The organism is Mycobacterium mantenii, assembly GCF_010731775.1.
Classification (GTDB): domain Bacteria; phylum Actinomycetota; class Actinomycetes; order Mycobacteriales; family Mycobacteriaceae; genus Mycobacterium; species Mycobacterium mantenii.
Map to the genome: position 1 here is coordinate 389,072 of NZ_AP022590.1, position 21,603 is coordinate 410,674.

At 67.0% G+C, this 21,603-nt stretch carries 26 protein-coding genes and 1 pseudogene; 13 read left to right on the top strand and 14 right to left on the bottom strand.

What is annotated here, in order from left to right; all coding sequences use genetic code 11:
* Positions 1 to 95: 95 nt before the first annotated feature.
* The 4 genes from msrB to G6N50_RS01970 form a co-directional block, all read right to left on the bottom strand.
* Positions 96 to 506 (bottom strand): peptide-methionine (R)-S-oxide reductase MsrB, encoded by a 411-nt coding sequence (gene msrB / locus G6N50_RS01955; RefSeq protein ID WP_142275616.1) that lies wholly within the window; start codon positions 504 to 506, stop codon positions 96 to 98.
* Between the two features lie 74 nt (positions 507 to 580).
* Positions 581 to 1,882: an arabinofuranan 3-O-arabinosyltransferase gene (aftC, locus tag G6N50_RS01960; protein WP_083096343.1), complete on the bottom strand. Its 1,302-nt coding sequence runs from the start codon at positions 1,880 to 1,882 to the stop codon at positions 581 to 583.
* A 27-nt stretch (positions 1,883 to 1,909) separates the two neighbouring features.
* The gene (locus G6N50_RS01965) at positions 1,910 to 3,475 is read right to left on the bottom strand and encodes an alpha/beta hydrolase (protein ID WP_083096341.1); all 1,566 of its coding nucleotides are present in this window, start codon (positions 3,473 to 3,475) and stop codon (positions 1,910 to 1,912) included.
* A gap of 14 nt (positions 3,476 to 3,489) precedes the next feature.
* Complete coding sequence (locus G6N50_RS01970; protein WP_083096340.1) at positions 3,490 to 4,287, bottom strand: pyrimidine reductase family protein; 798 nt, start codon at positions 4,285 to 4,287, stop codon at positions 3,490 to 3,492.
* 34 nt (positions 4,288 to 4,321) lie between these two features.
* Between G6N50_RS01970 and zapE the strand changes: the two genes are divergently transcribed.
* Entirely contained in the window at positions 4,322 to 5,407 is a 1,086-nt protein-coding gene (zapE, locus tag G6N50_RS01975; RefSeq protein ID WP_083096338.1) for a cell division protein ZapE, read from the top strand.
* Here zapE and G6N50_RS01980 read toward each other — a convergent pair.
* The 3 genes and pseudogenes from G6N50_RS01980 to G6N50_RS29670 all read right to left on the bottom strand — a co-directional run.
* Positions 5,304 to 5,933, bottom strand: a complete 630-nt coding sequence (locus G6N50_RS01980; RefSeq protein ID WP_083096337.1) for a GNAT family N-acetyltransferase — start codon at positions 5,931 to 5,933, stop codon at positions 5,304 to 5,306. The genes zapE and G6N50_RS01980 overlap by 104 nt on opposite strands.
* A complete protein-coding gene (locus tag G6N50_RS01985; protein ID WP_169926968.1) occupies positions 5,921 to 6,451 on the bottom strand; it encodes a DUF1942 domain-containing protein in 531 nt (176 codons plus the stop codon). The genes G6N50_RS01980 and G6N50_RS01985 overlap by 13 nt, the downstream gene beginning before the upstream one ends.
* 93 nt (positions 6,452 to 6,544) lie before the next feature.
* A pseudogene (locus G6N50_RS29670) lies at positions 6,545 to 7,018 on the bottom strand (Clp protease N-terminal domain-containing protein); the annotation flags it as partial.
* Positions 7,019 to 7,139: 121 nt separating this feature from the next.
* On the opposite strand from G6N50_RS29670, the gene G6N50_RS01995 reads away from it, so the two are divergent.
* The 3 genes from G6N50_RS01995 (at position 7,140) to G6N50_RS02005 (ending at position 9,165) form a co-directional block, all read left to right on the top strand.
* A complete protein-coding gene (locus G6N50_RS01995; protein ID WP_083096464.1) occupies positions 7,140 to 7,484 on the top strand; it encodes a DUF732 domain-containing protein in 345 nt (114 codons plus the stop codon).
* Between the two features lie 335 nt (positions 7,485 to 7,819).
* A complete protein-coding gene (locus G6N50_RS02000; RefSeq protein ID WP_083096325.1) occupies positions 7,820 to 8,164 on the top strand; it encodes a DUF732 domain-containing protein in 345 nt (114 codons plus the stop codon).
* A gap of 29 nt (positions 8,165 to 8,193) precedes the next feature.
* Positions 8,194 to 9,165, top strand: coding sequence for a cytochrome c oxidase assembly protein (locus G6N50_RS02005; protein ID WP_083096323.1), 972 nt, complete (start codon positions 8,194 to 8,196; stop codon positions 9,163 to 9,165).
* A gap of 37 nt (positions 9,166 to 9,202) precedes the next feature.
* Here the strand turns inward: G6N50_RS02005 and G6N50_RS02010 are convergent, their stop codons facing one another.
* From G6N50_RS02010 to G6N50_RS02020, 3 genes are all read right to left on the bottom strand, one after another.
* Positions 9,203 to 9,415, bottom strand: coding sequence for a hypothetical protein (locus G6N50_RS02010; RefSeq protein WP_083096321.1), 213 nt, complete (start codon positions 9,413 to 9,415; stop codon positions 9,203 to 9,205).
* 116 nt (positions 9,416 to 9,531) lie between these two features.
* Positions 9,532 to 10,308 (bottom strand): carboxymuconolactone decarboxylase family protein, encoded by a 777-nt coding sequence (locus G6N50_RS02015; protein ID WP_083096462.1) that lies wholly within the window; start codon positions 10,306 to 10,308, stop codon positions 9,532 to 9,534.
* A 37-nt stretch (positions 10,309 to 10,345) separates the two neighbouring features.
* Positions 10,346 to 11,167 carry a mycofactocin-coupled SDR family oxidoreductase gene (locus G6N50_RS02020; RefSeq protein ID WP_083096319.1) on the bottom strand — a complete coding sequence of 274 codons (822 nt, stop codon included), beginning with the start codon at positions 11,165 to 11,167 and terminating at the stop codon, positions 10,346 to 10,348.
* Between the two features lie 105 nt (positions 11,168 to 11,272).
* Here G6N50_RS02020 and G6N50_RS02025 point away from each other — a divergent pair, with 105 nt between their 5' ends.
* A complete protein-coding gene (locus tag G6N50_RS02025) occupies positions 11,273 to 11,905 on the top strand; it encodes a TetR/AcrR family transcriptional regulator (protein ID WP_083096317.1) in 633 nt (210 codons plus the stop codon).
* A gap of 143 nt (positions 11,906 to 12,048) precedes the next feature.
* Complete coding sequence (locus G6N50_RS02030; protein ID WP_083096315.1) at positions 12,049 to 12,393, top strand: DUF732 domain-containing protein; 345 nt, start codon at positions 12,049 to 12,051, stop codon at positions 12,391 to 12,393.
* A gap of 35 nt (positions 12,394 to 12,428) precedes the next feature.
* On the opposite strand, the gene G6N50_RS02035 is transcribed toward G6N50_RS02030, so the two are convergent.
* The 3 genes from G6N50_RS02035 to G6N50_RS02045 form a co-directional block, all read right to left on the bottom strand.
* Complete coding sequence (locus G6N50_RS02035) at positions 12,429 to 12,794, bottom strand: DUF732 domain-containing protein (RefSeq protein WP_083096313.1); 366 nt, start codon at positions 12,792 to 12,794, stop codon at positions 12,429 to 12,431.
* A gap of 121 nt (positions 12,795 to 12,915) precedes the next feature.
* Entirely contained in the window at positions 12,916 to 13,290 is a 375-nt protein-coding gene (locus G6N50_RS02040; RefSeq protein ID WP_083096311.1) for a DUF4189 domain-containing protein, read from the bottom strand.
* 86 nt (positions 13,291 to 13,376) lie between these two features.
* Complete coding sequence (locus tag G6N50_RS02045) at positions 13,377 to 13,601, bottom strand: hypothetical protein (protein WP_083096309.1); 225 nt, start codon at positions 13,599 to 13,601, stop codon at positions 13,377 to 13,379.
* 101 nt (positions 13,602 to 13,702) lie between these two features.
* Here G6N50_RS02045 and G6N50_RS02050 point away from each other — a divergent pair, with 101 nt between their 5' ends.
* The gene (locus G6N50_RS02050) at positions 13,703 to 14,977 is read left to right on the top strand and encodes an amidohydrolase family protein (protein WP_083096307.1); all 1,275 of its coding nucleotides are present in this window, start codon (positions 13,703 to 13,705) and stop codon (positions 14,975 to 14,977) included.
* Here the strand turns inward: G6N50_RS02050 and G6N50_RS02055 are convergent.
* Positions 14,974 to 15,861, bottom strand: a complete 888-nt coding sequence (locus tag G6N50_RS02055) for an IclR family transcriptional regulator (protein ID WP_083096305.1) — start codon at positions 15,859 to 15,861, stop codon at positions 14,974 to 14,976. The two genes, G6N50_RS02050 and G6N50_RS02055, sit on opposite strands and share 4 nt — an antisense overlap.
* Before the next feature lie 65 nt (positions 15,862 to 15,926).
* Here G6N50_RS02055 and G6N50_RS02060 point away from each other — a divergent pair, with 65 nt between their 5' ends.
* The 6 genes from G6N50_RS02060 (at position 15,927) to G6N50_RS02085 (ending at position 21,268) form a co-directional block, all read left to right on the top strand.
* Positions 15,927 to 16,865, top strand: a complete 939-nt coding sequence (locus G6N50_RS02060; protein WP_083096461.1) for an SDR family NAD(P)-dependent oxidoreductase — start codon at positions 15,927 to 15,929, stop codon at positions 16,863 to 16,865.
* Positions 16,862 to 17,665: an acetoacetate decarboxylase family protein gene (locus G6N50_RS02065; RefSeq protein WP_083096303.1), complete on the top strand. Its 804-nt coding sequence runs from the start codon at positions 16,862 to 16,864 to the stop codon at positions 17,663 to 17,665. The genes G6N50_RS02060 and G6N50_RS02065 overlap by 4 nt, the downstream gene beginning before the upstream one ends.
* A 3-nt stretch (positions 17,666 to 17,668) precedes the next feature.
* A complete protein-coding gene (locus G6N50_RS02070; RefSeq protein WP_083096301.1) occupies positions 17,669 to 18,883 on the top strand; it encodes an amidohydrolase family protein in 1,215 nt (404 codons plus the stop codon).
* Positions 18,884 to 18,896: 13 nt separating this feature from the next.
* Positions 18,897 to 20,168 carry an amidohydrolase family protein gene (locus tag G6N50_RS02075; RefSeq protein WP_083096299.1) on the top strand — a complete coding sequence of 424 codons (1,272 nt, stop codon included), beginning with the start codon at positions 18,897 to 18,899 and terminating at the stop codon, positions 20,166 to 20,168.
* A gap of 256 nt (positions 20,169 to 20,424) precedes the next feature.
* Positions 20,425 to 20,673, top strand: coding sequence for a hypothetical protein (locus tag G6N50_RS02080; RefSeq protein ID WP_142275611.1), 249 nt, complete (start codon positions 20,425 to 20,427; stop codon positions 20,671 to 20,673).
* 94 nt (positions 20,674 to 20,767) lie between these two features.
* Positions 20,768 to 21,268 (top strand): Rv2253 family sensor-like surface protein, encoded by a 501-nt coding sequence (locus G6N50_RS02085; protein ID WP_083096298.1) that lies wholly within the window; start codon positions 20,768 to 20,770, stop codon positions 21,266 to 21,268.
* Positions 21,269 to 21,603 lie beyond the last annotated feature (335 nt).

A 21,603-nucleotide genomic window follows, 5' to 3' on the forward strand; every position in this document is an offset into this window, starting at 1 on the left:
GAATTGTCGCTCAGAGGCGGGCAATCGGCATGCCCCGTGGGACTGGGGCTCCTGAGACTCCCGGGAAATGAGACTCCCGGGAAACGATCCGCGGGCTATCCGCCCGCCGGCACCAGCCGCAGCGAGATCGAGTTGATGCAGTAGCGCTGATCCGTCGGCGTCGGGTAGCCCTCACCGGCGAACACGTGGCCGAGGTGGCTGTGGCAGTTCGCGCACAGCACCTCGGTGCGCGTCGTGCCCATGGAATGGTCGGGCCGCAGAATCACCGCGTCGGATTTCGCCGGATCGAAGAAGGACGGCCAGCCGCAATGCGACTCGAATTTCTCTGTGCTGCGGAACAATTCGGTACCGCAGGCCCGGCACTGGTACACGCCTTCGGTTTTGGTGTCGGTGTATTCGCCGGTGAAGGGCCGTTCAGTGCCGGCCTGGCGCAACACATGAAACTCTTCCGGGCTGAGCTTCTTGCGCCACTCGTCGTCGCTCAGTTGCAGCTTGGGCTGCGACACGTCGGGGGAGGTCATGCATCCACGCTAGCGCTAATAGCGGTGACCCGCTGCGCCCGGCTCCGCCGCGCTTGCGATCACCGGGCGAGCTCGCGCTCGGCCGTCAGCCACGCTGGATCGATGCCTTCGTCCAGCCGGTTCTCGGCCCTGGCGTCCAGGTAGCGGAAGAGCAGCACGGTGAAGGCGACGATCAGCAGCAGCGACCAGCCGTAGGTGATCTTGAGGTAGTGCAGCGCGCGGCCATACCTCATCGCCCGGTAGATCAGCCAGTCGTCCAGCGTCATGAACCCATAGATCCCGAGCCAGGCCGGCCAGTTCCGGATCAGCGAGTTTCGCAGCACCACCGTCATCAGGAACGGGAACAGCATCATCGAGTAGTAACCCTGGGCCAGCGGTAGCACCAGCCAGGAACACAGCAGCAGCACACCCAACGAGCTGGTGAACCAGAACAGCGGGTCGCGGGTGCGGTAGTAGCGGTACAGCAGCCACAGCGCGCCGATCGTGATGAGAACGAACAGGATTCGCAGGAACACGATCAGCCAGGTGGGCAGGCCGAAGTACACGCCGTTGCCCTCGATTGAGCTGTTGAAGTAGTCCCGGGTTCCCCCGATGTACGGCAGCGTCTTGGTGACGAAGTCCATCGGATCGCTGACTAGGGGCCAGGCGGCGATGTTGATCACCGCGGGCACGACGATCGCGGGTATCAGGGTTCGCCACTGGCGGTTCAGCAGCGGCAGCAACAGCAGCGGGCCCAGCACCGGTTTGAGCGTGAGCGTCAGCCCGATCGCCAGGCCGGCCCACCACTGCCGGCTGACCCTGCCGTCCAACAGCCAGCGCAGGAACAGCATCTCGGCCAGCAGGACGCAGCCGTTGATGTTGGTGAACACCAGCGTGCTGGTCACGCTTTCGGTGCAGAACATGGCCAGCAGCAGGGCGGGGGCGGCGACCGAGGACAGCGTGAACTTGAACATCCGCAGCAGCAGATACCAGGCGATCAGGATTGCGACGGTGTTGATCAGGATGAACAGAAACCGCGACGGCGTGAAGGGCAGGTACCCGAACGGTGCCATCAGCAGCGTGCCGCCCGGCGGATACAGATAGTGCGGGTCGACGTAGTCGAAGTGCTCGTTGTAGATGTCCCAGCCGTGCCGGAAGTTGAGTACCGCGCGGTACACCGGTTTGAAGTCGTCGGTGATGTTGCCGTTGAGCGTCAGGATGATGCTGCGGTGCAGGACCGAGAAGATGGCCAACGGCCACAACGCCATCCGCAGCACGGTCGCGACGCCCGGTGCTCCGGTGCGGGGACGAAAGGCGGCCAGGGTCCAACCACCCAGCCCGGTGCGGGTCGATTCAGCTGCCATCACCAGCGCACCGTACACCGGCGCCCGTGCACGCCCGAAAGCACGTCAGGCCGGGCAGTAGGTGTCGGTGTTGGGCAATTTGCCGCTCTTGAGGTAGCCGATCAGCGGCGGAACGGCGCAGCCCGAGAAGATGCTGGCGCCGTGGCCGATGCCCTGCCACATCACCCGCTTGCTGGCCGCGTTGGCGTTGATGATGCTGGCCGCGGTCGCCGCCACGCCGTCGGTGCCGACGATCGGGTCGTTCTGCACACCCAGCAGCAGCACGTCGACTTTGAGGGTTTTGGGTGCGGGTGGCGGCGAGCCGGTGGGCCAGTGCACGCACTTGACCATGTTGAGCGCGGCGACCGTACCGAATTCGGGATAGAGCTTGCCCCAGGCGACGACGAGTTCACGCACCCGGTCCGGCGTGGGGCGGTTGACCGCGTCGCTGCACACGTTGACGAACTGGCCGTCGGAGTCCTGGAGGGCGTTGGCGTGGTTGATCAGGTTGTTCAGCGCGTTGGTGTCGCCGGAGCGCGCTCCGGCCAGCGCGTTGGCCAGGTTGGTGGTGGCGTCGACGCGGCCGCCGACGGGATAGCCGAGCGCGACGGTGATCGCGTTGGCCACCTGCGCCACAGAGGCGCCGCCGGGGCCCTTTCCGGCGCGGGCGTCGGCCAGCAGGGCGCTGACGGCACCCTTGGGGTCCGCGCCCAGCGCGCAATTCACCGCGATGCACTGGCCGGCGAAGGCGTCGAGCGCGGCCTGCTGCCCCTTGACCTGTTGCTCGGCGGCGGCTTCGGCGTTGGTGCCCAACGCAACCGGTGAGTCGAGAATCAGTCGGGCCACCTTGTCCGGCCGCGATCCGGCGTAGGCCAGCGCCACCTGCGCGCCGTTGCCGATGCCCACCAGAGCCAGGGCGGGCACGTCCCACAGGCTGCGTAACCGCTCGATGTCAGAGGCGGCGTGCGCGTCGTCGTAGGAGGACGCGTTCGGACCGATCCCGACGGCGTCGCCGCAGTTGGTGGTGGCGGTGTTGGAGACCTCGGACAGGTTGGCCACCGGGTCGTCGCCGGTCTGGAATTGCGACTGGTCGCGCATCTGCTGGCGGTCGAACTTGTCGCGGCAGTCGATGGGGCTCGACATGCCGATGCCGCGGCGGTCGACCGAGACGATGGGGTGGGTGGCGAGCACGTCGGCGCCCGCCCGCGACAACCAGACCGGCAATTGCGCCGAGGACGGCAGATCGGAGCCGGTGGTGAAGACCAGCGGCCCGGCATCCTGGGGCGTCTGGCTCGAACGCGCTCGCACCACTCCGATGCTCAGGCTGCCGCCCCCGCCGTTGACCGGGTCCAGGTCGGCGTCATAGGTCGCGCAATCCAGCTTGACACCGGCGGCGGCGGGGACCGCCGCGTCGGCGAACACCCGTGAGGTGCAGTCGTGCCACGCGAGGTCGTTCCTGGGTGCGGCGATCGGCGGCGGGCCGCTGGGCGCCGGCTTGGAGGTGGCCGCCCCCTGCGGGCGCGCACCGGAATTGGTGGCGAAGCGCGGATCGGCGGCCAGGCCCGGGACGCAGCCGGCCAGCAACGCGGTCACCGCAACCAGGATCGTGGCGCACGTGTACGGCCGACTCATGCCGACCACAGTAGCTAGGCCTTGACGTAGCGGGTGTAAAGGTAGCCGGCGTCGTCGGTCAGGACGTGGGCACACCGCATCCGGGTGAGCAACTGGCCCGCGCCGGTCGCAATGCGTCGTGCCTGGCCGCCGACGATGTAGGGCGCGATGGTCAGGCACAGCTCGTCGAGCATGTCGCGCTGGATCAGCGAGCCCAGCAGGGTCGGGCCGCCCTCGGTGAGGACGCGGCGCATGCCACGCGCGCCGAGGGCCGCGAGCAACGCGGCCTCGTCGACCCGCTCGGGATCGTCGCCGGAGCAGTCGAGGACCTCGCACAGGCCGCTGAGCGCCCGGCGCGTCTGCTCGGCCGCCGCGGTGCAGGTGAGCACCAGCGGCTGCACCTCGGTGCGGGTGAACACCGCCATGTCGCGGTTGAGGTGGCCCGATCCGGTCACGATCGCCAGTTGCGGCACCTCGCTTTGTCCGCGGGCCTGCCGCTGCTGACGCTCCGGGACGCTGAGCTGCGCGCCGGAGTAACCCTCGATTCGCACGGTGCCCGCACCCACCACGATGACGTCGGCGAGCTCGCGCAGCAGGTTGAAGACGAACCGGTCGCCCGGGCCGCCCATGGCGCCGCTGCTGCCGCCCGACGTGGCCCCGCCGTCGACGCTGGTGATGAAGTTGGCCCGCACCCAGGTGCCATCGTGTTCGGGATAGCCGTAGAGCCGGGGGAGGTCGCCGTCGTCGAGTCCGCGCACCGATCCGAGCAGCGACAGCGGCGTCTCCGAGGCCGCGGAACTCGCGGAGCTTTCGGGGACGCCAGAGTCGGGCACGAGTCTGATTGCAGCACGCCGCTACAGTTCCTGCATGCACGGGTCCACCTCCGCGGGTGCTTCGGCCGGGGTGGCTCACCTGGTGGATCGGCACCCGACGGCGTCGCCGGAGCGGCTGATCGCCCAATTGAGACCGCCGCCGACGTTCGCCGACGTGAGCTTCGCGACCTATCAGCCCGATCCGGCGGAGCCGACGCAAAGCGCCGCGGTCGCGGCATGTCGGGACTTCTGCCGGCAGGCGGTCGAGCGCCGCGACGGGCGGCGAAAACTATTGGGAAGAAGGGAAATTCGGCCCGGCGTCGGGTTGTACCTGGACGGCGGGTTCGGGGTCGGCAAGACCCACCTGCTGGCCTCCACCTACTACGAGCTGCCCGGTGATGGACCGGGTGGGTCACCGGATGGCCCGGCGCCCAAGGCATTCGCGACGTTCGGGGAGCTGACCCAGCTGGCCGGGGTGTTCGGGTTCGTCGAATGCGTCGACCTGCTGGCCAACTACACGGCGGTGTGCATCGACGAGTTCGAACTCGACGACCCGGGCAACACCACGCTGATCTCGCGGCTGCTCTCGTCGCTGGTCGAGCGCGGGGTCTCGGTGGCCGCCACCTCCAACACGCTGCCCGAGCAGCTCGGCGAGGGCCGTTTTGCGGCACAAGATTTTCTGCGCGAAATCCACACGCTGGCAAGTATTTTCACGACAGTACGGATCGAGGGGCCCGACTACCGGCACCGCGGTCTGGCGCCGGCGCCGCGGCCGCTGTCCGACGACCAGGTGGCCGCGCGCGCCGCGCGGGTCGACGGCGCGACGCTGGACGATTTCGATGCGCTGTGCGCGCACCTGGCCACCATGCACCCCTCGCGGTACCTGTCCCTGATCGAGGGGGTGCGGGCGGTGTTCTTGACCGGCGTGCACGGCATCGATGATCAGAACGTCGCGCTGCGGCTGGTGTCGCTGACCGATCGGCTCTACGACGCGGGCATTCCCGTGGTGGCCTCGGGTGCCAAGCTGGACACCATCTTCAGCGAGGAGATGCTGGCCGGGGGATACCGAAAGAAGTATCTGCGGGCAACTTCCCGGCTGTTGGCGCTGACCGCGGCGGCTGACCCAGCTCGCGGATCATGACGTAGTCGCTCTCGACGTCGGCACCTAGCTGGAACGTCCTGGTGCCGTTGACGGTAAACCCACTTTTGAGGTAAAAGCGTTGTGCGCGTTGGTTCTCCTGGTTCACGCCCAGCCACACGCAGCGAACGCCCCAGTCGGCGGCGACGGCCAGGATGCGTTCCATCAGCGCCGCCGCGGCCCCGGTGGAGTGGCGGTCGAGCAGGACATACATCTTCGACAGCTCGGCCGCGGGCCGCGTCTGCACGGCTTGCTGGACGCCGACGTGGTCGGACACGCCGCGAACCAGCATGGCGTACCCGACGATGCGGCCGTCCTGGCGCGCGGTGACGATCGCCCGATCCGGATCGCTGAGATACTCGGCGAAGCGGGTGGCCGACAGATTGGCCTCGACGAACGCCGTGATGTTGCCCTCGGTCGTCGAGGCCGGACACGCCAACGAAAAGGTAAGGGCTGCAACGGCAGCCAGCTCTGGTGCGTCGCCGGAATCGGCCGGCGCGATATGCAACGTTCCTGTCAGAGGTTCCACTGCGCGAGGTGGTAGCCCGTCTTCTTGTCCAGCAGGACGACGGTGGAGACCGGATCGCGGTACGCGTCCCAATACACCTCGCCGCGCACGATCGCTCCGTTCGGGGCGTTGACGAGCACGTTGTCCAGCGCGTCGGGTGCATCGGAGGCCCGCGGCTTGTAGGCGTCGGCGTTGGGGGTCACGCCGTTGAAATCCATCACGGTCGCCATGACGTATGGATTGGGCACCCGGATCGCGCGAATGGTCACGTCGGCGCGCTCGACGGTGCTGCCCGGAAAGCCCTTGTAGGTGCCTTCGCGCGTGTAGCCGAATCCTGGCGGCGGGTCGCAGGCCGCCACGCCGCTCACGGTGACGTCGGCGATGAACGTGCCGTTGTCCACCCGCAACGTGTCACCGATGTGGCCGATCGGCGCGTCCCCGGCCCACGCGCGGGGCATCGGAGCCGCGGCGACGCCGACGGCGGTGACGCCGGCAACGGCAACCAGGAAGGCGGACGCGACCATCAGCCAGCGGTGCATCTTCGCCATGTGGTGCCTCCTTGGCGCCGTTGCAGGGGACCCTCGCATGATCGCACACGCGGCGACGTCGGAGGGAGGGGTCGGCGACACCGGTCAGCCGCCCGCGGCGGGGCCCGGGGCCGCCCTGTTGCCGCCGGCCAGGGATTGCAGCGCGGTGATCAGATCCGCCTCGACGCGGTCTTTGTCGACGCCGCATCGGCGCAGTGGCCCTTGGTCGGACGAGCCGCCCTCCAGCTCGAGCAGGACCAGCAGCTGGTGCTCGGTGCCGACATAGTTGTGGCCGAGCCGAAGTGCCTCGCGCACGCTCAGTTCGAGCGCCTTGCGCGCCCGCCCGTTGAACGGAATGAGCTGCGGCGGTTCGGCTTCCACGCGCAGCGCGGCGATCGCCGCGGTCGCGGCGACGCGCACCGCCTCGGTGTCGACCTTCTGCAGCCGCAGCAACACCGTCGCCAGGGCGGCCGCATCGCTGAGCACGCCGAGCAACAGGTGGTCCGGGGTGATCTCGGCGTTGCCCGCTTCGTGCGCGGCGTTCTGGGCCGCCAGCACCGCGCCCCGCGCCCGCGGGGTGTCAACCTTGGGTTGACGACTCCGCGGGGACTGGCCCGCACGGAAGTGACCGGCCGTACGAAGTCCGTCAAGGTTTGCTCCACGAGATGCGGAGCGTTCGCTTCTCTGTCAATCTGAAATGATGAAACTTCTTCTTATTGCGGCAGGCTTTGCCGCCGTAGTCGGAATGGCGGTGCCCGCGCACGCCGATGACACTGACGACGCATTCATCGCGTCACTGGATAAGGCCGGCATCACGTATTCCGATAGCGATCTGGCAGTCGGAGCGGGCAAATGGGTATGCAAGACGCTTCAGGGCCCCACCGCGATGTCGGATGTCGTCTCGACGCTGCAGTCCAAGAACTCCGACCTGACTGAGGACAAAGCCAACAAGTTCGCGGCCATCGCCGTCAGCACGTACTGCCCGTACATGGCTTCGAGCACCACCTCGCCCAGCCCGAGCGTGACCACCACCAGTTCTAACTAGCCCGGCCGCTCGCGGGCGATCGGTGTGCGGCGTATGTGATTTAGTTTTTACAATTCCATACATCGACGAAATCTCTCGATAACATTTCGTACTTAGCATGCCGCCGGACGGATATGGCCGACGCTGAGGTGAAATGGGATTCAATTTGCTGAAGCGATAAAGTTTCCTGTTCGGGACGCGCACCCGACGCATTCAGATCCGCCATCTCGGGGCCCGACGGCGTTGCTGTGCACCGCGATCGTCCGGCACGCGACGGCGCCGAGCGGGTGAACGTTCACGTCCCGTTCGCCCGACGAGATGCCAATCTCCCGCGGGTTTGCGAGAATCACTGCGCTATGCGATTTCTCCTCGGGCTGACCAGCCTCGCAACCATGATCATCCTGGCGGGACCCGCGCACGCGGACATCGACAACGATCAGGACTTCCTCAAAGACCTCCGCGACGCCGGCCTCACCTATCAGGACGGCGGCAACGCGATCACCATCGGCAAGTCGGTGTGCGAACTGCTCGACGACGGCCAGTCCGACGCGAAGATCGTGACCGACCTGCGCAACCAGAATCCGGACTTCCAGGGCGCGGCCGCGGCCAAGTTCACCTACCTCTCGGCCGCCCATTACTGCCCGAAGTACATCACCGGCGAGGACCGCGGTCCGAAGCCGGACGGTGCCACCGGCAACTGAGCTGACTCGGGCCGCAATAGGCTGGGCCCGTGCGCGTCGATCCCGGACCGCTGACATGGGACGCGGCCGTCCAGACTTGGCATCTCGACCTGGTCTCCGCGGCCGTCGTCGCGGCGCTCGCCGCCGGATACTGCTGGCGCTACCGGCGCGCCCGTGCCGCCGCGGGCGCGGTCCGCGCCGCGAACGCCGCCTGCTTCGGCGTGGGCATGCTGGTGTGGCTGCTGGCCACCATCAGCGCGATCGGCGCCTACGCCTACGTCCTGTTCTGGGTGCGTGCGCTGCAGGTGTTGCTGCTGCTTTACGTCGTGCCGTTCTTCATCGCGCAGGCCAAGCCGGTCACCGTCTTTCGCGACGCCGTGGGACCGGTGGCCCGCGACCGTATCGACCGGATGTTGGCGAGCCGGTTCGCCCGCGTGCTCGTTCATCCGGCAACCACGTCGGTGGCGATGCTCGCCACGCCGTGGTTGCTTTATCTGACCCCATGGTATGCCGCGGCCCTGCAGAGCGAGTGGATCGGAGCGCCGACCCGAATCCTGTTGGTGGCCTTGGGCTTTGGATACTTCTACGCTCGATTGCAAGAAGATCCCGTTCCCCGCAGGTATCCGCAGTCGATCTCGTTGCTGATCACGGTCGCCGAGGCGCTCGGCGACGGTGTCTTGGGGCTGGTCATCTGGCAGGGCCCGCTTATCGCAATGGCGTATTACGCTGCGCTGCATAGGTCTTGGGGTCCCGATCCGCGCCTCGACCAGACGATCGGTGCCGGCGTGTTATGGATCCTCGGTGACCTGGTCGGGTGGCCGTTTGTGCTGCTGCTGATGCGCGCGCTGTCCCGCGACGAGAAGGCACACGCGGTCGCCGTCGATGCCGAGTTGGACCAGGCCGAGTCGGCGGCAAAGGCGCGCGGCGCCGAGAGCGAAGGCGCCGAGGGTCAGCCCCCCACGCCGTCGGGCCTGTGGTGGGAGAACGACCCGGAGCTGCGGGAGCGGTTCCGCCGCGGCTGACGCCCGGTCGGTGGTCCGGCCGTGCTGCGCGGATCCCCTACTTGTCCTGTTGCTGGTTGGACGGGCCATCGCGCCACGGGCGCGGGCTCTTCGGCAGAATCATGAACGCCACGGGCAGGCGTACCAGCGCGTCGCGGGCGGCGACCTCGAGGAACACGATCTCCATCTCCAGCCGGTTCAGAGGCCGCGTCTCCATCATGAAACGCGTCCGCAAGTAGCGGGGGGTCCTCAGCCACTCGACCACATTCATGACCGCGACTCTACCCCTCTAGCGGAAATAGTTGGTTTGCACAATGTTTCAAGGCCACCTTCGAGGCCGCGGCCGAAACCGCTGTGCTGGTATCGGCCATCGGGGTCCCGTCGGGGTCAGCCGACGTGCGGCTGATCGGCTTGGTTTTCGGCCGTTACTCGCCGTTTCTGTTCCGCGATCACCTGGTTGAGGTATTCGGCTTTGGCGCAGCCGTAGTACGCCGCGAACTGCAGCGCAAGTTCGTCCATCTCCTCGAAGGAGACGTCGCCACTTTTCAGCGCCGCGTACACGTGCGACATGATCGGGATTTCGGCATCCTGGAAGGCCACGCAGGCGACGGTGATCAGCCGGCGTTCCTTCATCCCCAAGCCGGGGCGTAACCACATCTCGCCGAAGACGAAGTTCAGAATGCCGGCACCCGAATACGGGTTGTCACGCATCGGCGCGAACGGCAGGCAGTTGATCTCTTTGAACGATTCCTCGCCGCCTTGCAACCGCAGCTCGGGGTCGCTGGCGGTGACCAGTGGCAGCAATGGTTCCGGTGCAGGGGGCGGCTCGCCGCGCGCCTGGGCGATCTTGGCCCATTCCAGGTCCACTGCGATGTTGAACCGGGACGCCTTCGGCCAGCCTGCGTAGACGGCGAAATGCAGTACGGCTTCCCGCATTTCGGTGATGGTGAGGTCACCGCTGTTGAGCGCGGCGTAGACGTGCTGCTCGAGCGGGGCCTGCGCGTCGGCGGCCGCGACACATGCCAGGGTGACGAACCGTCGATGGCGGCGGCTGAGCCCGGGCCGTGACCACACCTCGGCGAAGACGAAGTCGATCAACCCGCCCGCGTACGGGCTGTCGCCGTCGGGCGGGTCGATCGTCATCACTTCGGCGAACGTGCGCATCCCGCGGTCATGTCGCGCGCCGTCGCCCATCGAACCCTCAGCGGATGGTGACACCGGCGTCGACTTTCAGTTCGAGCCCTGTGACGTAACGGGATTCATCGGAGATGAGGTAGAGCACCGCGTTGCTCACGTCGGACGCTTCGATCAGCGGCGCGGGCAGCGCGTTCAGGAAGATCGGCACCAGGTCGGGCCGCTGCTCGGCGATCAACGTGTGCATGCTCGGCGGTGCCATTCCGGTGGCCACCCCGGTGGGGTGCACGGTGTTGACGCGAATGTTCTGCGCGGCAAGCTCGTTGGCCAGCGCCAAGGTCATTCCCACGATGCCGTGCTTGGAGGCCGTATAGGGCACGTGCAGCGGAGTGCCCTTGATGCCGGCCGACGAGCTGATGTTGACCAGGCTTCCGCCGCCGCGGGTGACCAGGTGGGGGAGTGCGGCCGCGCAGGTGTTCCAGGCGCCGATGAGGTTGACGTCCAGGACCAGCCGCCACTGCTCGGCGGTGGTGGTGTCCCAGGTGCCGACGGTGAGCACGCCGGCGTTGGCAACCGCGCCATCGAGTCCACCGAGTTCGTCGACGGCCGCGTCGACCGCGAACTTCATGGCCGCCTCGTCGCGCACGTCGACGACTTTGGTGACGGCACGCCGGCCCTGCTTCTCCACCAGCTGTGCGGTCTCGTTCAGGTCGTCTTCGGTGGCCAGCGGGTACTCCAAACCCGCTGGCGTGGAGCAGATATCCACCAGGATGCAGTCGGCGCCCTCTCCGGCCAGCCGCACCGCGTGCGAGCGTCCCATGCCGCGCGCGGCCCCGGTGATCAAGACCCGTTTGCCCGCGACCCGGCCCGTGGCGTTGTTCGTTGTCATCGGCGTATCAAACCTTGTTGCAGAAGCCACCGTGCACTTCCTCATTTCTTGTTGATCAGCCCAGATCAGGGAGAGTAACGCCGTTACTCACGTCCGCACAGTAACATGGTTACCGTGAAGGCGACAGGGGCCGGGCCGGTGGCCGTGAACGGCACTTCCGGGCGGCGGGCCGATCCGATCCTGGACATCGTGGTCGAGATGCTCGATCGCGAGGGCTATGAGGCCGTTCAGCTGCGCGAGGTGGCCCGACGGGCCCGCGTATCCCTGGCGACGATCTACAAGCGGTATCGCACGCGCGACGAACTCATCGTCGCGGCACTCGACGAATGGATGGACGCCAATCGCTATGCGGGGTTGCCCTCGCTGATCGGCGACTTGCCCGGCGAGTCGATGTATGTGGACCTGATGCACGTGATGAGGACCATCTTCGAGCCGTGGGAACGGCATCCGTTGATGCTGCGCTCCTATTTCCAGGCGCGATCGGGGCCCGGTGGCAAGCGCCTCATCCAGCGCGGCGTGGACGCGGTCGTCCCCGTCGCCAAAGCCGTTCTGGCGCAGGCGGAGCCGGGATTCGCCAATGACCTCGAGCTCATCCTCACGGGCGTCGTCTACGGGCTGCTCACCCAGTTCTCCCAAGGGGAGATCGAGGTCACCGACATCGTGCCGGGTATCGAGCGCACGGTGTTCTGGCTGACCGCCGCGTATGAGAATGGGTCCGCCCGGCTGGCGCAAGGCTGAGTCGAAGGCGGGCACTAGTCGCCCAAAAACCCGATTATTCAGCTCTTTATAAGCTGCTTGTTCCCGGCGATCCCTATTGTTCGTCTTCATGCCGCTATGGGTCGACGGCATCGTGACCGCGAACAAGAAAGGAACCGCCTCACATGCCCTCACCTCGCTGGCTTGCCGCATTGGCCGTCCCCGTTATGGCGGGCGCTGCCCTTGTCACTAGCGCCGTTGCGATTGCCGATCCGCTCGATGCCACTTACCTGGCTCAATTGCGTGCCGCCGGGTTCAGCTGGCCGCCCGAACACGACTCCGCCCTCACCGGCATGGGTCGGCTGATCTGCGACGACATCGGCTGGGGTTGGACGTACGACCAGATCGCCCAGAGCATCCACCAAACGTTGGACCCGCGGAACGTGACCTTCGGAGATATCGGATCGATGGTGAGCCTTGCGCATTCGACCTACTGCCCGCTTCAGCAGTGCTGGTCGACGCACTGCTGATCGCAGCGAAACCCGCTGTGCCGCACCAGCTCCACTTACATGAGCGGCGGACCCGGCAGCAGCCAGATCACCGAGGGGTCGATGTCGTCCTTGTATTGCGGACAATAGGTGGCAATGGACAGCCCGACGAAGTAGGCCGACTGCTTGACGGAGAGGGGTGTTTGCCTCGCCAACTGGATGGCCAGCACCGATGCGTTCGGGTTTGCTGCGATGCTGGTGCAAATCGTGCGGGCCTTCGCAATCGCATCGCTGTTGTCGGGGATGCTGATTCCGCCCTTGGACAGGCCCGCGATGAATGCGTCGTCGGACTCATCCGCCAAGGCCGGCGTTGCGAAGGCCAGCGCGACGGTGCACAGCAACATCGCGCAGGCGGCCGGCCACTTCCCAGGACCAACCCTCATCCGAGTCGTGGCCTCCCCTCTGTGAGCGGGCCGATCGGCGTGCGGTCAAGGACGACTTCTATGAACGATAGTCGAAATCGCGATGCCCTTCTCGCGGAGCGCTCGGGCGTCGCCCACGCCGTCAGGACGAGCAGTGCGTGGCCTTGATCCGTCCGTTGGGCGAGCCCAACCTGGCCAGGGCGTCCGCGGTGGATGCCGTTGTGTCCGGGCCGGACCCACCCTGGAAACGTCCGGAAACGCGGTCGAACGCCACCGATGCGCAGCCGTTGCGCGTGCCCGCCACCACGACGCAGGCATCACCGGCTTCGGCGGTGCAGTGGGCCAGCGCGACTTGGTTTGCCTGATCCTGACTGCCGGCGGTGCCCCACCCGGCGGCTCGGCCGGTTCCGGCGGACACCGCCAGGGCGACGAAATCATCGTCGGCGGCCGCTTTCGGCGCGGGCAGCGCGATGCTCGCGCAACCGACCGCAACGACGACGGCAATGATTGACCGCACCCGCCCGCTCCTTCTGCAATGCCCAGGAAAGGAATTTAGCGCCGAGGCCGGCGTTCGCGCGGGAAAACGGCCGCGGCGCCGCCGAGCTACGAGTTGCCCTCCGGGTCTTCGGCCAGGTACGTGACCTCATACCATCGCCGGCGCGGCTGGACGTCGGTGTCGTACTCTTCGGTCGCCGTCGCCTGCTCGAGCCGAACGTCGGTCAGATGCGGATTATCAACGCGGATATAGTCTTCGAGCTCAGCGTACAGCGCATCGCCATCCAGGGTGGTGGCCGCGAGTGCTCTGTCTGTATACCTCGTCCAACTCACGCCTCACATCTTGCTCCGGCCGTCGCGCCGCACGAAATCATCGAGGCCTGTCCGCGGGCAAGTCAAGACTCCTATACTCGACTCACTCTGGTGGAGGTGCGATGGCTACAACCTGGGACACATTGGATCGCTATGTCGTCGTCTCGACGGATACCCACGCCGGGGCGGATCTCTACGACTACAAACCGTATCTGCCGGCGCGTCTGCACGATGAGTTCGATGCGTGGGCCAAGGCCTACGCCAGCCCGTTCGACGATCTGATCGTCGCCACCGCTGCCCGCAACTGGGACCACGATCTTCGTATCGCGGAGATGGACGCCGACGGGGTGGCCGCCGAGGTGCTGCTGCCCAACACTATTCCACCGTTTTTCCCGACCACCCCCAACATCACCATCAGCTTGCCCCGCACGCGTGAGGACTTCGAGAAGCGTTGGGCCGGAGTGCAAGCCCACAACCGGTGGCAGATCGACTTCTGTTCGCTGGCCCCGGCCCGGCGCCGCGGGTTGATTCAAATCTTTCCCAACGATGTCGAGCTGGCGGCCGAAGAAATCCGCTGGGGCGCCGAGCAGGGCTGCTTCGGTGGCGTGCTCATTCCGGCGGTCTCGCCCGGTGACCCGCAGGTGGCCCCGCTTTTTCACACCCGCTACGAACCGATCTGGGCGCTGTGCGCGGAGCTGGATCTGACGGTGGTGCAGCACGCGGGGGCCGGGAGTCCCGAGATGCCGATGGACCAGCCCGCCTCCAATGCGGTGTTGATCACCGAGATGGCGATCTGGGCCCAACGCACACTGGGTCACCTGATCCTGGCCGGGGTGTTCGAACGATACCCGACACTGCGATTCGTGCCGACCGAGCAGGGCACGCTCTGGGTGCCCGGGCAACTCGGCATCCTCGACGCGATGGTGCCGACCATGAAGTCGGACGCCGGCAACCGCACCTACGGAATGTTCGGCGGATCGTCGGTCGACGAGCTGACGCTGACCCCGAGTGAATACGTCCAGCGGAACTGCTATTTGGCCAGTGAGCTGATGCCTTTCGACGGCGCGATGATCGATTTCATGGGTCCGGAGCACATCATGTGGGGCAGCGACTATCCGCACGAGGAAGGCTTCACGCCACACTCCAAGTTGGCCATTCGGTGGGCCCTGCACGACAGGCCCGAGGATGCCTGCCGAAAGATCCTGGGCGGCAACGCGGGTCGCCTGTATCGCTTCGACCTCGATGCCTTGGTGCCGGTGGCGGCCAAGATCGGGCCCACCGTCGCAGAGGTGCACACGCCGTTGGAGGACACGGGCTATTGCGCCCCGGCCGCTTTCGGCTACCGGCCCTTCGAAGGAGGGTTGGCCCTCAAGCGGCTGGCCCCGGAGCGGCGCTAACCGGACTCTTCGGTCAAGGCAGCGCCGAGTCGCTTTGTCGCGGAAGCGAGTTGGCGCCCCAGGCCGGCGACCGCCGCACCGGTCATCGGCTCGGCGCTGGGGACCAGGCTGAGCATCAGGGCGATGCGGGAGCCGCGCTCCAGGATCGGGGAGTCGATGTGGCTTACCTCGTAGGTGCGGTCCGGTTCCAGGCTGATCGGGAACCAGTCCTCCTGGTGGATCAGTTCGTCGGTCAAGGCCTGCGCCAGCTGGCTGAGCCGGGTGGAACGCACCTCGGCACTGCGCACGATCAGCGCCAGTTCCTGCAGGCGCACATCGGGCAGCAGGTGCAGACCGACCGCGTAGCCGCGCTGCCGGGCGGTGGTGATGGCCTGGCGGTAGCGATCGCGCACGTCTTCGGGCAGCGCGGCCAGCCAGCGCTCCCGAGCCTCCGGCCCGGCCCACGCCACGGTCGACGCCCCATACGGGGGCCGGTGGGGAAACTGGGTGCCGATGGGCATCGGGTGACCGCCGCCGTGCCGGCTTCGCACCTGATCGACGACCGTGGAGTAGTCGTCGCTCACCGCGAAGGCAACGCAGTGGGCGCCCGTCGCGGCCGACAGTTCGGCCATCGCCGAACGGGCCAACACCAGAGCCGGATAGCGGGCCGCCGCCTGGCGGCCGAGACGGACCAGGGCGGGGCCCAGGTGGTAGGTCTTGCGAACCGGGTCGCGCAGCAGCCAGCCGGCGCGGAGCAATTCGGACAGCATCGAGTGGCAGCTGGCTTTGTGCACGCTCAACTGGCGCGACACCTCGGCCAGTGTCATGCCCCGGCTGCCGTCACCCGCCAGCTGCTCGAACAGGTTCACCACCCGCTCGGTCTGCGGGGAGGGACGCGGCGCCATACCCACAATGGTCGCATAATGCGACCTGTTGCGGTGCTATGCGCGACCATGTGACGATGGCCACAATGAAGGACCTTCCGGGCAGGGTGGCGGTCGTAACCGGCGGAGCCGGGGGCATCGGCCGGGCCCTGGGCAGGCGTTTCGGCCAAGAGGGCATGAAGGTGGTGCTGGCCGACGTGCTCGCCGAACCCCTGGACGAGGCGACCCGGGCACTCGCGGACGAGGGCATCGAGGTGGCCGGGGTGGTCACCGACGTCACCGACTATTCCTCGGTCGAGTCGCTGGCCAAGGAGGCGCTCTCGCGCTTCGGCGCGGTGCACGTGGTGTGCAACAACGCCGGCACCGGCGGGGTCTCCGAGGGTTACATGTGGGAGCACGACCTGGCCGACTGGCGCTGGGGGATCGACGTCAATGTGCTGGGCGTCATCCACGGCATCAAGGCCTTCGTGCCCATCCTGCTCGAGCAGGGCGAGGGGCACGTGGTCAACACCTGCTCGGGCAACGGCGGGTTTGCACCGATCGCCCGGGGGGCCATGGGCGGACCGGCCATGGCGGTCTACCCGATGACCAAGGCCGCGGTGCTCTGCCTGACCGAGAGCCTCTACACCCACCTGGCGATGACCGGGACGCGGGTGCGGGCGCACCTGCTGTTTCCCGGCGGCTTTCTGAACACCGGCATCTGGGAATCGTGGCGGCACCGTCCGGAGCGCTACGCCGCGACCCAGGAACGCCACACACCCGAGGCGACCCTGGCGGATGTGGTGGCCCGCTTCGAGGCAGCCGGCGCCCATGTCGAATTCACCCCGCTCGAGACGGTCGCCGACCAGGCGGTGGACGGAATTCGGTCTGACCGCTTCTGGATGATGGGTCCGCCCACACCGGCCGATGAGGTCGTGAGCAGCAAGGCGGCATCGATCCTCAATCGCGGCGAGCCCGACTACCTCGTCGACGTCCTTGGCCGGCACGCCGAGAACGCGCCCGAAACCGAAGGAGGAGAGCGTTGACTACCAACGCAGTTCGCTACGGTCCTCGCCCACCCGAGGCGCAGGTCGACCACGAGATCGACGCCACCAAGGCGCCCATCGCCACCGAGGCGGTGACCGTCACGTACCTCACCGATCCGGAGATCGTCGCGACCGTGCTGCCCAAGCCGCTGGAGCCCGCGGCCGAACCACTGGTGCGCGTCCAGCTGCAGCGGGTCCGGATACAGGGCATGGCGCCATTCGGGTCGGCGGTGTTTTCGGTGACCGCCCGGCACGGCGAACGCGAGGGCGATTATCCCCTGTTCATGCCCCAGTCCACCGAACAGTCCGTCACGGGTGGGCGCGAAACATTCGGCGAGCCAAAGAAACTGGCCCACATCGAGGTGGACCGCGACGCGGACCGCGTCAGCGCCACGGTCGACCGGCTGGGCCATCGGCTCATCACAGTGAACGGTCAGGTCACGGGCCCGGCGGAGTTGCCGCCCGACCAGATGAACACCGAGTTCTACTTCAAGTTCCTGCGCGCCCCCGACGGCGGCGGCATCACCGATCCCCACCTGGTCTACGGCGAATATCACCGGCACTACGAGCTGCTGGAGAACATCGACGGGACCCTCGAGCTGGGGGAGTCACCGTTGGATCCGGTGGCCGACATCGTCATTCGCCAAATCACGTCGATCACCTGGTGTCGCCGGCGCACCGTTCAGGTGGGGCGGATCGCGGCCCGGGTGCCGCAGGAGTGGCTGCTGCCGTACGTGCACCAGCGCTACGACGACGTGGCCCTGCTCGCCGCCCCCAGGCCCGAGCCGGCGCGGACATAGCGCATGGACCGGTACGCGGTCATTTCGGCCGACTGCCACGCCGGTGCCGACCTGCTCGGCTACCGCGAGTACCTCGATCCCCAGTACAGAGACGAATTCGACAGCTGGGCAAAGACATTCGTCAACCCGTTCGGTGACCTCACCGAGCCAGAAGCCGAGCGCAATTGGAACAGCGAGCGGCGCAACGCCGATCTGGATCGCGAGGGCACCGCGGCAGAGGTCATTTTCCCCAATACCGTGCCGCCGTTCTTTCCTCAGGCCAGCCTGGCCGCGCCCCCGCCCGAGACCACCCGGGAACTCGAGCTGCGCTGGGCCGGCCTTCGCGCTCACAATCGCTGGCTGTCCGACTTCTGCTCCTTGTCGCCCGAGCGGCGCGCGGGGGTGGGGCAGATCCTGCTTCCAGATCTCGACGAAGCCGTCGCCGAGGTGGCACAGATCGCCAAGCTGGGGCTGCGCGGCGGTGTGCTGCTGCCCGGAGTCGCCCCCGGCACCGGCATTCCCGCGCTCTACGCCGAGCACTGGGAGCCGCTCTGGGCGGCGTGCGACGAGGCGGGCCTGGTGGTCAACCATCACGGCGGCAACGCCGGGCCGACCCCGACGGACGGGTGGGGGAGTTCGTTCGCGGTGTGGGTGTACGAGACGCATTGGTGGGCGCACCGGGCGCTGTGGCATCTGATCTTCAGCGGCGTCCTGGATCGCCATCCGGACCTCACCGTGGTCTTCACCGAGCAGGGCGCCGGGTGGATACCGGCGACGCTGGACTCGCTCGACGTCGCGGCGGCCCGTTACGGGCGAGCGAACTCGGCGATCGCCCGGTTCGCCGGGCCCACCGCCGGCTCGCTTCCGCTGCGGCCCAGCGAGTACTGGTCTCGCCAGTGTTACGTCGGTGCCAGCTTCATGCGGCCCGTGGAATGCGCCGAGCGCCATGGAATCGGGGTCGACCGAATTATGTGGGGAAGCGACTACCCGCATTTCGAGGGGACCTCTCCCTACACCCGAGAGGCCTTGCGCCACACCTTCTCCTGCGTCCCGGTGGACGAGGTGGCGGCCATGGTGGGTGGGAATGCGGCGGCCGTGTACGGATTTGACCTCGACGCACTGGCACCCCTGGTCGACCGCATCGGCCCGACCGTGGCCGAGGTTGCCGAGCCGCTGGCGGCGGTGCCCGCCGAGGCGCGCAGCACCGTCTTCGAACCCGATCCCATCCGCACCTGGTAGCGAAAGGTCCACCGTGGAGCCCTACCTCATCATCTCCGCTGACACCCATGCCGAGCTGCCCACCGAGCAGTACCGCGAGTACATCGACCCGGAATATCGAGAGGACTTCGAGGCCTTCCTGGCCGAGAAGATTGCCGCCGCGGCGCAGGCCAGTGGCTTCATCGACGAACAGTTCGCGCAAGCGTGGTTCGACGAACACGGCGACGGCATCGCGGGCGGCTGGGACGTCGCCCAGCGCGACCGCGAACTCGACGGCGACGGCGTCGCCGGCGAGGTCATCTTTCCCGACGCCGACGCCGTCACCGGTGTCGCCGGGGCTCCGTTCGGTGCGGGTCTGGGGCAGTCCGGCGACTTGGACCCGGGGCGTGCCATGGCCGGCGCGCGGGCCCACAACCGCTGGTTGGCTGAGTTGTGCAGCCACAGCCCGGAGCGACGGGCCGGGGTTGCGGTGGTCCCGATACTGGCGGACGTCGACGCGGCGGTGGCCGAGATCGCTCGGGCGGCCGAGGCTGGGTTGCGCGGCGGCATCATGATCCCGGTGCTCTGGGGTGACTATCCGCCCTACCATGACCGCCGCTACGACAAGGTCTGGGCCGCCTGCCAGGACCTGCAGATGCCGGTGCACACCCACGTCGGTCCCGCGCCAAGTGAGCAGTACGGCCCGCATCTGGGCATCTACACGACCGAGGTGCGCTGGTGGGGAGTCCGGCCCCTGTGGTTCGCCTTGTGGGCCGGCGTATTCGAGCGCTTCCCGAACCTGCGCTGGGGGGCCACCGAGTGCGGGGCCTACTGGGCCAACGACCTGCTGTGGCTGATGGATACCCGGTTCATGCGTGAGCACTCGGCCAAGAAGATGAGCCGTCTGCTGGAGGGTGATCTGACGATGCCACCCTCGGCGTACTTCGACCGGAACTGCTTCATCGGTGCCACCACCACCGAGCGCCGGGAACTGGCCCGGCGCTACGAGATCGGCGTGCCAAACATGCTGTGGGGCAACGATTATCCCCACCCGGAAGGAACGTGGCCGCACACCCGCGATTGGCTGCGCCGCTCGTTCTGGGACATTCCGATTGACGAGACGCGGCGAATCCTCGGGCTTAGCGCAGCCGAGATATACAACTTTGATCGGGGCGCCCTCGCCGGTCTGGTCGAGCGCATCGGCCCGACCCCTGCGGACCTGGGCCAGGATGACGCGGTGAGCGTCCCCAAGTGGGAGGCGGCCCGCCGGATCGGACGCCACTGGCTGACGGACTCCGAGCCCATCCCCGACCTGGTGCAGAACTGAGGGGGAACAAGGCTGTGGCACACGGCATCTGATTGGCCTGCGGGGCTGGGTCGCCCTCAGGACGGTGGTACTCGGCCGGTTGGCGCGTGAGGTGCCAGAAACGCAACACCGGTTGGGTCGGGTGCCACAGGCCGCGGCCGATCTACACACCGTGACGGTTCCGCGCACCGACGCTTTCGTGTGACGATGGCAGATCCAGGTCCGGGCGATTGCGTGTGCAACTCGTGCTCTCAGGACCCGGGGGGACATTCCGGCTGTGAGGAGGGCGAATGACCAAAGCCTCCGCAGCGTCATCGGCGACGACGGGTTGAGCGTGACGCTTAAACGTGTTGACGAATTGAAGCCCGGAGACAGGATCCGCATGAAGATCGGGCACGCCACCGTCGTAGCGACTGAACCCCTGGAGGACGACCGCACCCTGCTCACCTTCACCTACGGAACCAAGGGCGCCGCCGACAACGCTCTGACCGTGGATGTCCTCGACGATGACGAGTGGGGTTGGTAAGGCGGGGTTTCCGCACCTACTGGGCCGGCCTGGATCTTGTCGGCAAGGGTCCCGCATACGACTATTGAATGAGTACGGACCCGGAGGAGGAACGATGGCTGCAGACCGTCTGACGAGCATCGCCGGTTTATCCGCCGCGTCGCTCGCGATTGCCCTGTCGTTTCCCCCGAATGCCTTCGCCGACAATCCGTCCTGGAACGGTCAGTACGCGATCACGTTCATGGTCGGCCCCAAGGCCGGGACCAGCATGGCGGTCGGCGATCCCGAGGGGCAGCACACCGAGACCTACGGGATCCGCTCGAGTTGTACGAGCGGTAAGTGCGTCGCCACCATTGTGAGCGGCCCTCCGCCCAGCAATCCGACGGTTCCGCAGCCGGTCCAGTTCACCTGGGATGGGAAGTCCTGGTCGCAGGTCAACGATTTTCAATGGGACTGCATGATGCCCGACACCACGATCCAATGGAGCCCGGCTCACGCCGAGGTGCACTACACGCCCCAACCCGACGGGACGCTCGCCGGCGTCATGCACACCGACATTCTGAGCGGCCCGTGCCAAGGCACCATCGACATGGATATGTCGGCCCAGCGCGTGTGAATTTGCCGGCAGCCCAACGATCGCTTGCCGCGAAAGCCACAGATCCGTAGAGCGCGCGATGCGGCTTTTCGGCGGCATCCATCCGCGGCGGCGTTGGTCTGCTCGGAATGGCTAAAAAAGTCGACATGGCCGATAAAGATGGTGGTTGGCTGATGGGCGATTCCGACCCGCGTATAGGCCGCCGTGTGTAGTCTCCCAGCTCAGAGCGCATCCCCGTTCTCGGGAAATGGGGCATGCTCGGTGATCTCCGAACGAGCAGGGAAACATGATGGGCGTATTTGGGCTGGACTTTTCGCGCCGCGAGAAGCGCCAGATGCAAGCGGCGTTCATCTTTC